Below are 13,405 nucleotides of genomic sequence, written 5' to 3' on the forward strand. Positions count from 1 at the left end.
CGACGGGGGCCGCGGTGACCGATGTGCTGAAGGAGATCGCCGGTGCGGTAAGCCATGCGCCGGACCGGGTCGCGCTGACCGGGGCGGGAGGCTCGTGGACGTACGCGGACCTGGATCGCGCGGCCCGGGAGGTCGCCACCCGGCTGCGCGCCGCGGGCCTGCGTCCCGGGGACGGCGTGGTGGTCCGCGCCCGGTTGTCGGCGTGGGCCGTGGTGGCGATGCTGGGCACCCTGCACGCGGGCGGGCGCCACGTCGCCGTGGACACCGCGTTCCCGGTCGCGCGGCAGGAGCTGATGACCGAGCTGTCCGGGGCGCGCCTGATGCTGCGCGAGCCCGACGACGAGCCGGTCGCCCTGGCGGGAGTCGTCCCGGACGGCGTGCCCGGGACGGCGTACACGTGCTTCACCAGCGGGTCGACCGGGCGGCCGAAGCGCGTCGACGTGCCGCACGCCTGCCTGGGCTTCTCCACGGCGGCCCGGCTGCGGCACTACGCGGGGCCGGTGCGGGGCTTCCTGCTCTGCTCGTCCATCTCCTTCGACAGCGCGATGGCCGGCATCTACTGGACCCTGGCCGCCGGCGGCACGCTGATCGTGCCCAGCGACCGGCCCGCCGACCTGGTCGCCGTCGCGCGCGCGGCGCAGCGGCACGAGGCGACCCACCTGCTGATGATCCCGTCGCTCTACCGGCTGCTGGTCTCCGGCGGCCTGTCCGGCATGCTGGGCAGCCTGCGCACGGTGGTCGTCGCGGGGGAGTCGTGCCCGCCGGGGCTGGTCGCCGCGCACTACGCCGCGCTGCCGGAGACCGCGCTGCACAACGAGTACGGCCCGACCGAGTGCACCGTGTGGAGCACGGTGCACGACTGCGTCCCCGCCGACGCGGAGGCCTCGCCGGTGCCCATCGGGCGGCCGCTGCCGGGCACGTCGGCGCGGGTGTGCGACGACGAGGGCCGGGAGGTGCCGCCCGGGACGCCCGGCGAGCTGTGGATCGAGGGCCCGCACGTGGCCGCGCCCAACGCCGGGCGGGCGTACCGCACCGGGGACCTGGCCCGGGTCCGCCCGGACGGCGCCCTGGAGTTCCGGGGCCGGGCCGACGACCAGGTCAAGCTCGGCGGCATGCGGGTCGAGCTCGGCGAGATCGAGCACGTGCTGCTGCGGCACGGGTCGGTCGCGGCCGTGGCGGTCGGGGTGGCCGGGCGGCACGAGCCCCGCCCCCGGCTGGTCGCCTGGGTGGTCGCCGCCGCGGGCGCGGTCCCGGCCCCGGCCGTGCTGCGCGAGCACGCCCGCCGGCACCTGCCGGCGGCCGCCGTCCCGGCCCGCGTGGTGGTCGTCGATCAGCTGCCGGTGCAGCCCAACGGGAAGGTGGACCGGCGCCGGCTGGCCGAGCTCACCGCGGCGTTGCCCGTACGGGAACCCGCTTGAACCCCGCCAGCCAGGTCGACCGCACGTGCGTCACCGGGCCCGCCGGCCGGATGTCGGCGAAGCGCGCGAACAGCTCCTCGAACACCACGCGCAGCGCCAGCCGGGCGATGTTGTTGCCGAAGCAGTAGTGCCGGCCGGCGCCGAACGCGAGGTGCCGGTTGGGCGTGCGCCACGGGTCGAAGTCGTCGGGGGCGGGAAACGCGCGGGGATCCCGGTTCGCCGAGCCGAGCCACACGACGACCGCCTGTCCCGGCTCGACCGTGACCGGGCCGATCCGCGCCGGGCGCGTGGCCACCCGCATGAAGTGCTGCGCCGGGGTCGACCAGCGCAGCGCCTCCTCGACGAGCGTGTCGAGCGCGCCGGGATCGGCGGCCACCCGCGCGTACGCCCCGGTGCGGTGCAGCTCGAGCACGGCGGCCGCGGGCACGTGCGGGATGGCCGCCGCGGCGCCGAGCACGATGCTGTACGCGTTGGCGACGACCGCCCCGGCCCGCAGCGGCCGCCCGTCCACCTCCAGCCCGGCCAGCAGGTCGACGAGATCGTCGCGGGGCTGCCGCCGATGGCTCAGCACCAGGTCGATGAGGTAGCCGAACAGCTCCCGGTGCGCCCGTTCCAGCGTCGCCCGGGGCCCGTCGGCGAGCTCGTACTCCGGGTCCTCCTCGGCGACCGACATCATGGCCAGGCGGAACAGCCGGGGCCAGTCGCCGGCCGGGATGCCGAGCAGCGGCCCGAGCGCCACCATCGGCAGCGGGGTGAGCGCGCCGACCAGGTCGAAGGGCTCGCCCCGCGGCACCGCGTCCAGCATGGCCCGCACGTCGTCCCGGATGCTCTCCAGGTGGCGGGTCACGCCGGCGGCGCTGACCCGGTGCTGCAGCGGCGAGCGCAGCCGGGTGTGCCGCGGCGGGTCGGAGGAGGCGAACTGCTCGTCGCGCGCCGGCTCGTCGCGGCCGAGCAGATTGAGGAAGACGCCGGCGGTGGAGCTGAAGGTGGTGTGGTCGAGCATCACCCGCTGCGCGTCGGCGTAGCGGGTGACCGCCCAGAATCCGCCCCGCCCGCTCACCGGCTGCCAGCGGACCGGGTCGTGCTCGCGCAGCTCCCGCCACACCGCGTGCGGGTCGCCGTCGGAGTAGAGCCGGGGATCGGCGAGGTCGGCGGCGGCCGGGCCGGGTGCCGCCGCTCGCGCCAGGAGACGCACGGCCCTACTCCGGCTGGGGTACGAGGTCCGGCTGCAGGATGGCATCGGCCAGCTCGGCCACCGTGGGGCGCAGGAACAGCACCCACGCGTCCACTTCGGCGTGCAGCTGGACGTAGACGTCCATGAGCAGGTCCGCGGCCGTCAGCGAGTCGCCGCCGAGCTCGAAGAAGTTGTCGTCCCGGCCGACCGGGACCCCGCCGAGCTTGGCGCTCCACAGCTCGATCAGCCGGGCCTCGAGTTCCTCACGGCTGGTGCCGGGCGGCAGTGGCATGGCGGGTCCTCTCGTGGGTGACGGTGGCGACGCCGGCGGCGAAGGCCTCGGCGAGCCGGACGATCCAGGCCCGGTCGAGCAGCCCGGGGCGGTAGCGGACGGTGGCGGCGTAGCCGGGCCCGTCGGCCTCGAGCCAGCACAGCAGGGCGCTGGGCGGCAGCACGGTGGCGCCGTGCCGCGGGCCGATCGGGAGCCGGTCGAGGCCCAGCGGGCCCGGGTGCGGGGCGGACGGCGGGAACTGCACCAGCTCCAGCCCGGCCGCCGGGACGCCGCCGGCGTGGAAGAGCCGGCCGATCTCCGGCACCTCGGGCAGCAGCAGGGCCAGCGGCTGCTCGTGCGCGAGGGCGGTCACCAGCTCGCGGTGCACCTGGGCCAGCAGCTCGGCCGCGTCGGGGACCGGCCGCACCCGGACGGCGGCCACGTTCATGAACGGGCCCACCGTCGCCCAGTCCGGCCGCTCGCGTCCGCTGGTGAACAACGGCACCACGACCTCGCCGGCGCCGGCGGTGCGGGACAGGGCCAGCGCGTACGCCGCGAGTAGGCACGCGAACGGCGTCGTGCGGGCGGCCCGGGCGGCACCAGACAACGCCTCCCGGCCGACCGGCAGCACGAAGCGCTCCTCGGCGGTGAGCTCTCCCGGATCGGCGACCGGCGGCACGAGCGGCGGAAGGTCGTGCAGCAGCCGCCGCCAGCGGGCCACGGCGGCCCCGAGGCGCCGGGGGTCGGTCCGCTCGGCGTTGGTGCGGGCGGCGTACGCGGCGAAGGCCCGCACGTCCAGGACCGGCTCCCGCCCGTGCAGCAGCGCGTCGTAGCAGGTCACGAGGTCGCGGGCGAGCACCTCCATGGACCAGTGGTCGGCGCGCGTGTGGCTCGCGGCCAGCACCAGCGTCGCGTCCCGCGGCCCGTGCCGCCCCAGCACCGCGCACGGCCCGTCCGACGGCACCGCGGCGGCGACCTCGGGACCGAGCTCGCGGCCCGGCGGGGCCGGGGCGTCCAGCACCGTCAGCGGCATCCCGGCGCCCGGACCGGGCAGGTGGCGGAAGCCGCCGGGGCCCGGGACCAGCGCGGTGCGCAGGATCTCGTGCCGCCGGACGAGCTCGGCCAGGGCCCGGCGCAGGACGGACACGTCCAGCGGACCGGTGACCCGCCACGCGCCCAGCCCGCGGAAGCCGGCGCCGGTGACATGTCCCGGCGCGGCCGCCTCGATCCAGGCGAGCACGTCGGCGGGCATGGAGGGGTAAGCCCCTTGGGGCGACTGGTGCACAGGTGCTCCCCGCAGCAGACTGCATCGACCGACGGCAATGCTGCCCGCGCGCCCGGCCCCGCGTCAACCCGCCCGCCCTTGACGCCCCGGCAGCGATGGCTTTCGATGTTGATCGGGTCCGGCCGCGAGGCCGGTGGCGACAGCACGGGGGGACGCGTTGACGGCCGGTCGGGGAATTTCCGTGGTCACACCTGTCCGGGGACGGGTGCCGGAGCTGCGGGCGATGCTGGAGAGCGTGCGCGCGGCCGCCGATCGGTGCCCGGTGCCGGTGGAGATCCTCGTCGTCGACGACTCGCCGCCCGGACAGGCCGCCCAGCACCGCGAGTCCTGCCGCCGGCACGGCGCCCGCTACCTGCGCGGGCCGCGCAACGTGGGGGCCAAGCGCAACCTGGGCGTGCGGCACAGCGCGTACGACGTGCTGCTCTTCGTCGACTCCGACTGCCGGGTGCCGCCCGGGCTGCTCGGCCGGTACGCCGCGGCGCTGCTCGACGCGCCCGCCGAGGTCGCCGCGATCGCCGGCCCGACCTTCCCGGAGCCCGTGCCCGGCCCGGTCTTCCGGCTCATGAGCGGCTCGGCGCTGCTCAACGACGACCTCGAGCGCCCGGTCCGGCTGCGCCGGGTCGAGTGGGCCACCACCTGCAACCTCGCGGTGCGCGCGAGCGCCTTCGCCGCGGCCGGCGGCTTCCGCACCGATACGATCGACCCGGTCGGCGGCGAGGACGTGGACCTGGGCCTGCGGCTCACCGCGCGCGGCCAGGTCATCGCCTGCGACCCGGGCGCCGTGGTCACCCACGCCGGCGCCGGCACGGGGTCGCTGCCCGCGGTGCTGCGCCGCTTCTGGCTGTACGGCCGGTCCGAGCAGTGGCTGATCACCCGCTATCCGGAGCGCCGGCGCACCCGGCTCAACCCGGTGACGGTCACCGCGGCGGCCACCGTGCTCGCCCTGCTCGGCGCGCGCCGGTCCCGCCGGTCGCTGTGGCTGGCGCCGGCCGTCGCGGGGGCGCTGCTCGTGCGGGACGCCGCCCGGCGCGGGGGAGTGCGCGCCCCGGTCCTGGCCCGCACGCTCGTCGAGTGGACGTTCGACGCGGGCGCGGTGTCCGCCGCCGTGCGGTTGCGCCGCCCGGACCTGCTGCTGGCCGGATTCGGGCCCGCCACGGCGCCGGAGCGGGCCGATGGTCGCTGAGACGACGCCGGTCGGCCTGGACACCAGGACCGTCCACTTCGGCGACACACGGGTCCCGTACCGCTTCGGGACCGACTGCCCGGACGCCGTGGCCGCGGCCGTGCTCGACGCCTGCCCCGACGCGAGCTCGGCGGTCCTGGTCGTCGACCGGCGCGCCCTGCCCCACGCGGCGGCGGTCCGGGAGCGGCTGTCCGCCCACCTTCGCGTCGACCAGTACGTGCTCGACCCCGCCGAGCGGCGCAAGACGCTGCCGGAGGTGCAGGCAGTGCTGGACTTCTCGGTCTCGTGCGGGGCGGACCGGCGTACGGTGGTGCTCGCCATGGGTGGTGGCCTGGCCGGCAACGTCGCGGGGCTGGCCGCGGCCCTGCTGTTCCGGGGCACCCGGCTCGTGCACCTGCCGACGACCCCGGTGGCCGCCTTCGACTCGGTGCTCTCCCTCAAGCAGGCCGTCAACCTCGACGGCGGCAAGAACATGTGCGGCGCCTACCATCCGCCCGCCCTGATCGTCGCCGATCTCGCCTGGCTGCGCACGATCCCGCACCGGGAGCTGGTCACCGGGCTCGCGGAGATGGCCAAGAACGTGCTGGCGGTGCTGCCCGCGGCCGAGGGGCTCTTCCTGCGGGCGCTGGACTCGCTCGCCGACCGGTCGCCGGCGGCCTACGCGGACCTGTGCGCGATCGGCCTGGACGCCAAGGTGCCCTATCTGGCCGGTGACCCGCGGGAGCGGGGCGCGGCGCTGGTCTTCGAGTACGGGCACACCGCCGGCCACGCCCTGGAGTTCCTCTCCGGCGGCGCGCTGAGCCACGGCGCGGCGGTCGCGTGGGGCATGCTCGTGGCCGCCCGGATCAGCCGCGCCCGCGGGTACGGCGACGATCTCGCGCGGCACCGGCGCCTGCTCGGCCCGTTGCTGATTCCCGCAGAGCGCGTACGCCGGGCGGTGCCGGCCGGCGACGCCGTGCTCGCCCGGACCCTGCTGCGCGACAACAAGCGGGGCTACCTGTCCTGCGCGCCGGACGAGCTGCCGATGGTGCTGCTCCGGGCCGGTGGCGGGGCGGTGCCGGGCCCCGGCGGCCTGCCGCTCGTGCCGGTCCCGGTGGACGAGGTGGTGGCGGCGATCCGGGCCGTGCTCGCTGGATAATTCGATGACGATCGATTGTTGTCAGGGCCCGCGAGGTTGGCTACCCTCTGCAAGTCTGTCGATACAGAGCGAGGCGGGCCCGCGGCAGTGCGGCCGGCGGCAACGCTCCTCGCGAGAGCGCCGACCGGCGTCTCCGGCCACCGATCGCCACGCGCGGCCACCGCCACCGGACGCTCCTGTCGTGGTACGGGGGAACGGACCATGAGATTCCAGATGCTCGGCTCACTGCAGATCTCCCGGGGGGACGGCTGGGAGCCGCCGGGGCCGCGCAAGCAGAGTGTGACCCTGGCAATGCTGTTGTGCCACCGCAACGAGGCCGTCTCCGCCGATCAGCTCGTCGACGCCGTGTGGGAGGACCACCCGCCGCGGACCGCGCGGGAGAACCTGCAGGTGCACATCTATCACCTGCGCCGGGCGCTGGGCGACCGCGACCGGATCCTGCGCCGCGACGACGGCTACCTGCTGCGGGTGGCCGCCGGTGAGGCCGACGAGGACGAGTTCGACCGGCTCTGCGCCGCCGCCCGGCGCAGCGCCGCGGCCGGTGACACGGCGGCCGCGGCGGCCGGCTACCACGAGGCGCTGGCGCTGTGGCGCGGTCCCGCGCTCGGCGACCTCGCGGACGTGCCGGCGCTGCGCGTCGAGGCCGCCCGGCTGGAGGAGCGCCGGCTCACCGCCTGGGAGGAGAGCGCCGAGCTCGACCTCGCGCTCGGCCGGCACGCGGACCTGGTGGCCGGGCAGGCCCGGCTGGTGGCCGAGCATCCGCTGCGCGAGCGGCTCCGGGCCCAGCTCATGACGGCGCTGTACCGCAGCGGGCGCCAGGCCGAGGCGCTCAGCGCCTATCACGACGGGCGCCGCATCCTCGCCGACGAGCTCGGGCTCGACCCGGGGCCCGGGCTGCGGGCGCTGCACCAGGCCATCCTCGACGGCAGCCTGGGTGGCGGGGACCGGCCGGCGGCCGCGCCCGCATCCGCACCCGCCCGGGCCGAGCCGGTGCCGGTCGCCGAGGTGACGACCCCGGCTCCGGCCCAGCTGCCCGCCGACATCGCCGACTTCGCCGGCCGCGACGACCTCCTGGCGCGGATCCGGGCATGGCTGCGGCCCGGGGCCGGCCCCTCGGCGGCGATCCCGGTCGTGTCGGTCTCCGGCATGGCCGGCGCCGGCAAGACGGCCCTCGCCGTGCACGCCGCCCACCTGGTCCGCGACGCCTTCCCGGACGGCCAGCTCTACGTCGGCCTGCGCACCCCCGACGGCGGCGAGGTGAGCCCCGCCGCGGCGCTCGGGCGGTTCCTGCGCGCGCTCGGCGTGCCCGCCGGCCGGATCCCCGACTCGGCGCACGAGCGCACCGAGCTCTACCGCAGCCGCTTGGCCGGCTCGCGGGTGCTGGTGGTGCTCGACGACGCGGCCGGCGAGGCCCAGGTGCGCCCGCTGCTGCCCGGCTCGGCCAGCTGCGCGGTGCTCGTCACCAGCCGGGCCCGGCTGGTCGGGCTCGAGGGCGTGCTGGGTCTGCACCTCGACGCGCTGCCCACCGAGGACGGCCTCGCCGTGCTGCGCCGCGTCCTCGGCGTGGAGCGGGTGCACGCCGAGCCGGAGGCGGCCGAGGACATCGTGCGGCTCTGTGCCGGGCTCCCGCTCGCGCTGCGGATGGCCGTCGCCCGGCTCGCCGCGCGCCCGCAGTGGACGCTGGGGCGCTTCCGCGACCAGCTCGCCGACGACACCCGGCGCCTGGACCTGCTCGCCGCCGGCGACCTCGCGGTCCGGACCGGCCTGGCCCGCAGCTACCACGACCTGCCCGTCCCGGACCGGCGGGTGCTGCGCCTGCTCGCCCTGCTGCCCGCCGGCGAGTTCCGGGCCGAGCTGGCCGCGGCGACCGTCGGGCTGCCGGCCGGGGAGGCGCAGCTGCGGCTGGAGGCGCTGGTGGACGCGCAGCTGCTGACGGCCCTGGTCGTGGACGACACCGGGGTGCTGCGCTACCGCCTGCACGATTTCGTCCGGCTCTTCGCGCGCGAGCGCTGCCGGGCCGAGGACAGTGCCGCCGATCGCTACCGGGCGGTCGCGCGGGCCGCCGCGGCGACGCTGACCCGCTCGTACGGGCCCGCCGCGGGCGACCCGCGCCGGGCCGCCGCCCGCCGCTGGCTGCACCGCGTGGCCGAGCGGGCCGACGGCGTGACCGGCGCCGGGGACTCCTGGCACGACGCCGCCGACCTGCTGGACCTCGCGATCCGGCTCGCGGCCGCGGACACCGGCACGGGCGGGTGGCGCTGGTCGCCGCCCGACCCGGCCGCCGCCCTGCCCGCCGGCTATCTCGAGGACCTGCGCGTCGTGCACCGCCGGGCCCTGGCCGCGGCGGAGACGGCCGGCGACGGCAGCGGCGAGGCGGCCGTCCTCTACGCCCTGGCCGCCCTGGAGATCGCCGGGGGCCGGCCCGGTGCGGCCGGACCCCCGATCGCCCGGGCCGTCCGCACGTTCGAGGCGCTCGGCGCCGACCGCGCGGCCACCGCCGGACGGTACGCCCTGGCCTTCCTGGACGAGGCCGCCGGGCGCCCGGAGCGGGCCCGCGAGCGCTACGTGCTCGCCTCCGCGCTGTCCCGGCGCTCGGGCGACACCCGGGCCGAGGCGACAGCGCTCGCCGGCCTCGCGCGGGCGGCGGCGCGGCTACGGGACCACGCGGCGGCCCGGCTGTCGCTGGAGCGGTCGGCGGCCCTGTGGGCGGAGCTCGGCGAGCCGGGGGAGCTGGCCCGGGTCCGGCTGGCGCTGGGCGGCCTGCACCTCGACGCGCGCCGCACGGCCGAGGCGGAGGCGGCCTTCGGGCAGGCGCTCGAGCTGCCGGCGCCGGGGGAGGCCGTCGAGGCGTACGCCCGCTACGGCCTCGGGGAGGCCCAGGCGCGCCAGGGCCGTCCCGGGCCGGCCGTCGCGGCCTGGCACGAGGCGCTGCGGCTGGCCCGCCGGCTCGGGCACCTTCCGCTGCAGGCCCGCACCCTGCTCGCCCTCGCCCGGCTCTACCTGGACAGCGGCCTGGGCAGCCGGGCGATCGGGCCCGCGGGCCAGGCGCTGACCGCCTACGAGGAGCTCGACGACGAGACCGGCCGGCAGCAGGCGCTCACCGCCCTGGCGGACGCGCACACCGCCGGGCAGCCGGTCGCCCCCGTCCCGCCGGCCTTCCTGACCGGCGGGACGGACGTCAGCCCAGGGAGACCCACGTCTGCTGGGCGTGGTGGTCGGACAGGCCCTCGGAGCCGGTGATGGTGTAGCTGTGCACCCGGACGCCGCCGCCGGTGAACAACCAGTCCAGCCGCCACAGCGGCAGCCCGTGCAGGTTCCAGCTGACCGGGTACGGGCTCCGCAGCTGCGGTGTCGCGTCGGTCAGCAACCGCCGCACGGCCCGGATGTCGCCCATCGCCGGACTGGTGTTGAAGTCGCCCGCGACCAGCACCGGCCCGGGGTTGGCCGCGACGTCGCCGGTGAGCCCCGCGAACTGCTCGGCCCGCGCCGTGGTGCGCTTGCGCGTGTCGGCGAGCAGCTCCGGCCGCAGCTCCACGGAGAACTGCACCGGGATGTGCACGTTGTAGGTGCTGAGCACCGCGCCGCCGATGCGCAGGTCGGTGCGCAGCACCTTGGCGGCGGCGTACTCGGCGGCGAAGCTCGCGTCCGCGCCCGGCAGCCGGTCCGGGCCGACCCGGGGCGCGGCCGCGATCGGGAAGCGGGACAGCGTGATCAGCTCTCCGCGCGCGACGATGTGCCAGCCCGGGAACTCGCGGCGCAGCCGGGCCAGGTCGTCGACCCGGCGGGCCTCGTCGCCCGGGTCGGCGGGGTCCCAGTTGAGGTACTCCTGCAGCAGGTACACGTCGGCGTGCAGCCCGAGCAGGTAGCGGTAGAACCGATCGGGGTCGTCGTCCTGGTCCCAGTACTGGGTGTTCCACGAGACGACCTTGATCGCGCCGGCCGGCACGGGCTCCCGCCCGGTCAGCGCGCCGGGGTTGAGCCCGCTCTCCGGCACCCCGGCCACCAGGGCCAGCAGCGCGCCGCCCAGCACCAGCCGGCGCGGGATCCGGGGCAGCGGCCGCGACACCAGGCGCAGCCCCCCGGCGGCGGCCGCGAGCAGCAGCGGCGCCACGGTGAAGACCAGCGGCGGCACCGCGTCGGGCAGCACCCACAGCCAGTACCGGCCGCTGAGGGCGAGATGCGCCGCCAGGTACAGCCACCACACCAGCGTGGCGGCGAGCAGGATCCGGGTGGCCAGGCACCAGCGCGGGCGGCCGGGCCCGGCCGGGGCCGGCGTACCGGCTCCCGGCTCGAGCACGTCCGTGGTGGCCGGGCCGGTCACGCCGGCTCCCCGGCCGGGCGGGGCAGGTAGGCCAGTTGCTCGTCGTAGAGCGCCCGGAAGCCCGGCGACACCAGCGCCTGCAGCACGCCCGTCGCCGCGCCCGCCGCGATCGCCACGTTGACCAGCAGCGAGACGCCGGCGAAGGGGACGAGGAAGGCGGTGCCGCGATACCGGCGGACGAAGGCGTACGTGTCCCTGTCCCCGTAGACCGACAGCGCCCACAGCGCCAACGGCACCGCCAGCCCGGCGGGCCCGGTGAGGGCCACGATCGGCAGCGTCGCCACCGCCCCGAGCGCCGCGACGCTCCCGCCGGCCCGCGACGCCGTCTCGAAGCCCCGCGCGAACTTGCGCATCTGCGTGTAGAGCGGGATGCGCAGCCGCCCGCGGTGGAACAGCTTGCGCAGCAGCGGCCAGATCCGGTCGTCGTCGTCGTGCCGGCCCCGGATCTCCGAGGTCAGCAAGACCTTGTAGCGCTGGGACAGCCGGAAGCCGTAGTCCACCTCCTCGGTCTGGCGCAGCCGGGGGTTGAACGGGCCGACGTCGTGGAACACCTCGGCCCGCATGGCGCAGATGGCGCTGAAGAGGAAGCTGACCACGCCCTCCGCGCTGCGCCGCCACTGGTACGCCTGCAGGGCCCGGCACTCCTCGACGATGCTGTCGCGGATGAGGGGATCCGGCTCGTACATGCCGCAGACCGCCCCGAGCGTCGCGTCGGCGGCCAGCAGCTGCACCGAGCGCCGGACCGTGTGCGGCGGGATGGCGACGTCGGAGTCCACGAACAGCAGCACCTCTCCGGAGGACGCCTCGACCCCGGTGTTGCGGGCCACGGCGACGCCGCTGTTCACCCCGGTCGAGACGACCCGGGCACCGAGCTCGCGGGCCAGCTCCGCGGAGCCGTCGGTGCTGCAGTCGTCGACGACGATCAGCTCGACGCGGTCGTAGTCCTGCGCCTGGATCGCCCGGATGCAGGCGCCGAGCGAGCGCGAGTAGTTGTAGTTCGGCACGATCACCGAGACGAGCGGGCGCTCCGGCAGCATCAGGCACCCGCCCGCTGGAAGAACTTGTCCCGCACGAACCGGGTGAGCAGCTGGGGCAGGCCCTTGGCCAGGGTCTGGTCGAGCGCGTCGAGGAAGAGCTCCACCTCGTGCGGCTCGGTGACCAGCATGGGCGCGACCACGAGCGGGTTCTCGACGTTGGGGCTGTAATAGGTGAGGATGTTGTGCTCCCGGTACAGCTCGGCGATCACCGACAGGGTGATGAGCTTGGTGCGGAACTGCGGGTCGTTGTGGAAGCCCGCCGGCGCCAGCTTGGCCGCCAGGTCGAGGATGCGCGGGCCGCCGCCGATGAAGACGCCCCAGATCGCGCCGGTGCCCTGCACGTCGGTGACCAGCCCGGCGTACTTCTGCCTGATCTTCTCCAGGCCCGGGCCGAGCAGGTCGCCGATCATGCGCGCGCGGCCCGGGAAGTCGTCCTCCACGACCACGTTGACGGCCTCGATCGCGGTGGCGGTCTCCTCGCCGAAGCCGTAGTAGGTGGTGCTGTGCAGGATCACGTCGGACAGCCGGTCGTACGCCTTCCGGAAGATCGGCTCCCGGGCGGTGAACCCGGAGATCGACGCCTTGCCGCCGCCGAACGACTTGGAGTAGACCAGGATGTCCGGCACGAGGCCCTGGTGGCGCATGAAGTAGAAGAGGCTGCCGGTCTTGCCCCAGCCGGTGTAGACCTCGTCGAAGATCAGCACGATGTCCTCGGCGCGGCACAGCTCCTGCAGCTCGTAGAGCGCCTCCGCGGACCAGCTGCGCATGCTCGACGCGCTGAACGGCTCGACCATGATCGCGTAGACGTCGCACTTGCCGCGCTCGGTGCGGGCCGCCGCCACCGCCCGCCGCACGGCCGCCATGTCGCCGTACGGGTAGGTCACGATGTTGGGCAGCCCCGGGAAGCGGAAGGCGTTCTCGGTGGAGCCGGTCAGGCTGCCCGCGCCGAGGGTCTTGCCGTGGAAGCTGATGTCGGCACGCAGGATCGTGTTGCGCCGGCCCTCGTGATACTTGAAGGCCATCTTGATCGCGCCCTCGTTCGCCTCGGCGCCCGAGTTGGGGAAGTAGGAGATGCTCAGGTCGCCGGGCAGTAGCTCGCCGACGTTGTGGCTGAGCGCCGCCACGTAGGGCGAGAAGAAGGCCTTGTGGACCTCCATCCGGTGCTTCTCGGCGAAGCGGCGCCGCGCCTCGAGGATGCGCGGGTGGTTGTGCCCGTGGTTGAGCACCCCGACCGCGCCGGTGAAGTCCAGGATGCGCCGACCGTCGCGGGTGGTGATCCAGACGCCCTCGGCGTGGTCGGCGAGCACCCGGCCGAAGCCGAAGGACGTGTTCAGCGAGACCACGCTGCGGCTGACGTACCTCTTGTAGAGGTCCTGGACCTCGCGCATCGGCATGGTGTCGCAGTCGTCGACCTTGATCAGATCAGCCATGGTGAGCTGTCCCTTCGCGAGAGTTGGAGAAGCAGCAGCGGGGTGAGCAGCAGATAGAGGTTGCCGAGCAGGAGGACGGGCCACGAGGTGAAGTCGAGGCCGGGCAGGCCGCCCGCGAGTTCCACGACGACCCAGGCGCCCGAGCCGG

General features: G+C 76.0%; 10 protein-coding genes. 4 read left to right on the plus strand and 6 right to left on the minus strand.

The window, feature by feature from the left end:
- Positions 1 to 14: 14 nt before the first annotated feature.
- Positions 15 to 1,418 carry an amino acid adenylation domain-containing protein gene (locus RBH18_RS29400; protein ID WP_306213695.1) on the plus strand — a complete coding sequence of 468 codons (1,404 nt, stop codon included), beginning with the start codon at positions 15 to 17 and terminating at the stop codon, positions 1,416 to 1,418.
- On the opposite strand, the gene RBH18_RS29405 is transcribed toward RBH18_RS29400, so the two are convergent.
- From RBH18_RS29405 to RBH18_RS29415, 3 genes are read right to left on the minus strand one after another with little or no spacing between them, the layout of a single operon-like run.
- Entirely contained in the window at positions 1,384 to 2,613 is a 1,230-nt protein-coding gene (locus RBH18_RS29405; RefSeq protein ID WP_306213696.1) for a cytochrome P450, read from the minus strand. The two genes, RBH18_RS29400 and RBH18_RS29405, sit on opposite strands and share 35 nt — an antisense overlap.
- Before the next feature lie 4 nt (positions 2,614 to 2,617).
- Positions 2,618 to 2,884, minus strand: coding sequence for an acyl carrier protein (locus tag RBH18_RS29410; protein WP_306213697.1), 267 nt, complete (start codon positions 2,882 to 2,884; stop codon positions 2,618 to 2,620).
- Positions 2,856 to 4,115, minus strand: coding sequence for a condensation domain-containing protein (locus tag RBH18_RS29415; RefSeq protein ID WP_306213698.1), 1,260 nt, complete (start codon positions 4,113 to 4,115; stop codon positions 2,856 to 2,858). Before RBH18_RS29415 ends, RBH18_RS29410 begins: the two co-directional genes overlap by 29 nt.
- 214 nt (positions 4,116 to 4,329) lie before the next feature.
- Between RBH18_RS29415 and RBH18_RS29420 the strand changes: the two genes are divergently transcribed.
- The 3 genes from RBH18_RS29420 to RBH18_RS29430 all read left to right on the plus strand — a co-directional run bounded on the left by RBH18_RS29420 (position 4,330) and on the right by RBH18_RS29430 (position 9,709).
- Positions 4,330 to 5,331 (plus strand): glycosyltransferase family 2 protein, encoded by a 1,002-nt coding sequence (locus tag RBH18_RS29420; RefSeq protein ID WP_306213699.1) that lies wholly within the window; start codon positions 4,330 to 4,332, stop codon positions 5,329 to 5,331.
- A complete protein-coding gene (locus RBH18_RS29425) occupies positions 5,321 to 6,469 on the plus strand; it encodes a 3-dehydroquinate synthase family protein (protein WP_306213700.1) in 1,149 nt (382 codons plus the stop codon). Before RBH18_RS29420 ends, RBH18_RS29425 begins: the two co-directional genes overlap by 11 nt.
- Positions 6,470 to 6,670: 201 nt before the next feature.
- The gene (locus RBH18_RS29430) at positions 6,671 to 9,709 is read left to right on the plus strand and encodes an AfsR/SARP family transcriptional regulator (RefSeq protein WP_306213701.1); all 3,039 of its coding nucleotides are present in this window, start codon (positions 6,671 to 6,673) and stop codon (positions 9,707 to 9,709) included.
- Here RBH18_RS29430 and RBH18_RS29435 read toward each other — a convergent pair.
- Genes RBH18_RS29435 through RBH18_RS29445 form a run of 3 tightly spaced genes read right to left on the minus strand, consistent with a single transcriptional unit; the run spans position 9,648 to position 13,257 of the window.
- The gene (locus tag RBH18_RS29435) at positions 9,648 to 10,790 is read right to left on the minus strand and encodes an endonuclease/exonuclease/phosphatase family protein (protein ID WP_306213702.1); all 1,143 of its coding nucleotides are present in this window, start codon (positions 10,788 to 10,790) and stop codon (positions 9,648 to 9,650) included. The genes RBH18_RS29430 and RBH18_RS29435 overlap by 62 nt on opposite strands.
- The gene (locus tag RBH18_RS29440; RefSeq protein WP_306213703.1) at positions 10,787 to 11,827 is read right to left on the minus strand and encodes a glycosyltransferase family 2 protein; all 1,041 of its coding nucleotides are present in this window, start codon (positions 11,825 to 11,827) and stop codon (positions 10,787 to 10,789) included. Before RBH18_RS29440 ends, RBH18_RS29435 begins: the two co-directional genes overlap by 4 nt.
- Positions 11,827 to 13,257, minus strand: a complete 1,431-nt coding sequence (locus RBH18_RS29445; protein ID WP_306213704.1) for an aspartate aminotransferase family protein — start codon at positions 13,255 to 13,257, stop codon at positions 11,827 to 11,829. The genes RBH18_RS29440 and RBH18_RS29445 overlap by 1 nt, the downstream gene beginning before the upstream one ends.
- Between the last annotated feature and the right edge of the window lie 148 nt (positions 13,258 to 13,405).

The organism is Actinoplanes oryzae (assembly GCF_030757795.1).
GTDB lineage: Bacteria > Actinomycetota > Actinomycetes > Mycobacteriales > Micromonosporaceae > Actinoplanes.

Bases quoted from the DNA above. Each gene is read 5' to 3' on its own strand.
- RBH18_RS29410 (WP_306213697.1), bottom strand. From the start codon at position 2,884: ATGCCACTGCCGCCCGGCACCAGCCGTGAGGAACTCGAGGCCCGGCTG.
- RBH18_RS29415 (WP_306213698.1), bottom strand. From the start codon at position 4,115: ATGCCCGCCGACGTGCTCGCCTGGATCGAGGCGGCCGCGCCGGGACAT.
- RBH18_RS29425 (WP_306213700.1), top strand. From the start codon at position 5,321: ATGGTCGCTGAGACGACGCCGGTCGGCCTGGACACCAGGACCGTCCAC.
- RBH18_RS29430 (WP_306213701.1), top strand. From the start codon at position 6,671: ATGAGATTCCAGATGCTCGGCTCACTGCAGATCTCCCGGGGGGACGGC.
- RBH18_RS29440 (WP_306213703.1), bottom strand. From the start codon at position 11,827: ATGCTGCCGGAGCGCCCGCTCGTCTCGGTGATCGTGCCGAACTACAAC.
- RBH18_RS29445 (WP_306213704.1), bottom strand. From the start codon at position 13,257: ATGGCTGATCTGATCAAGGTCGACGACTGCGACACCATGCCGATGCGC.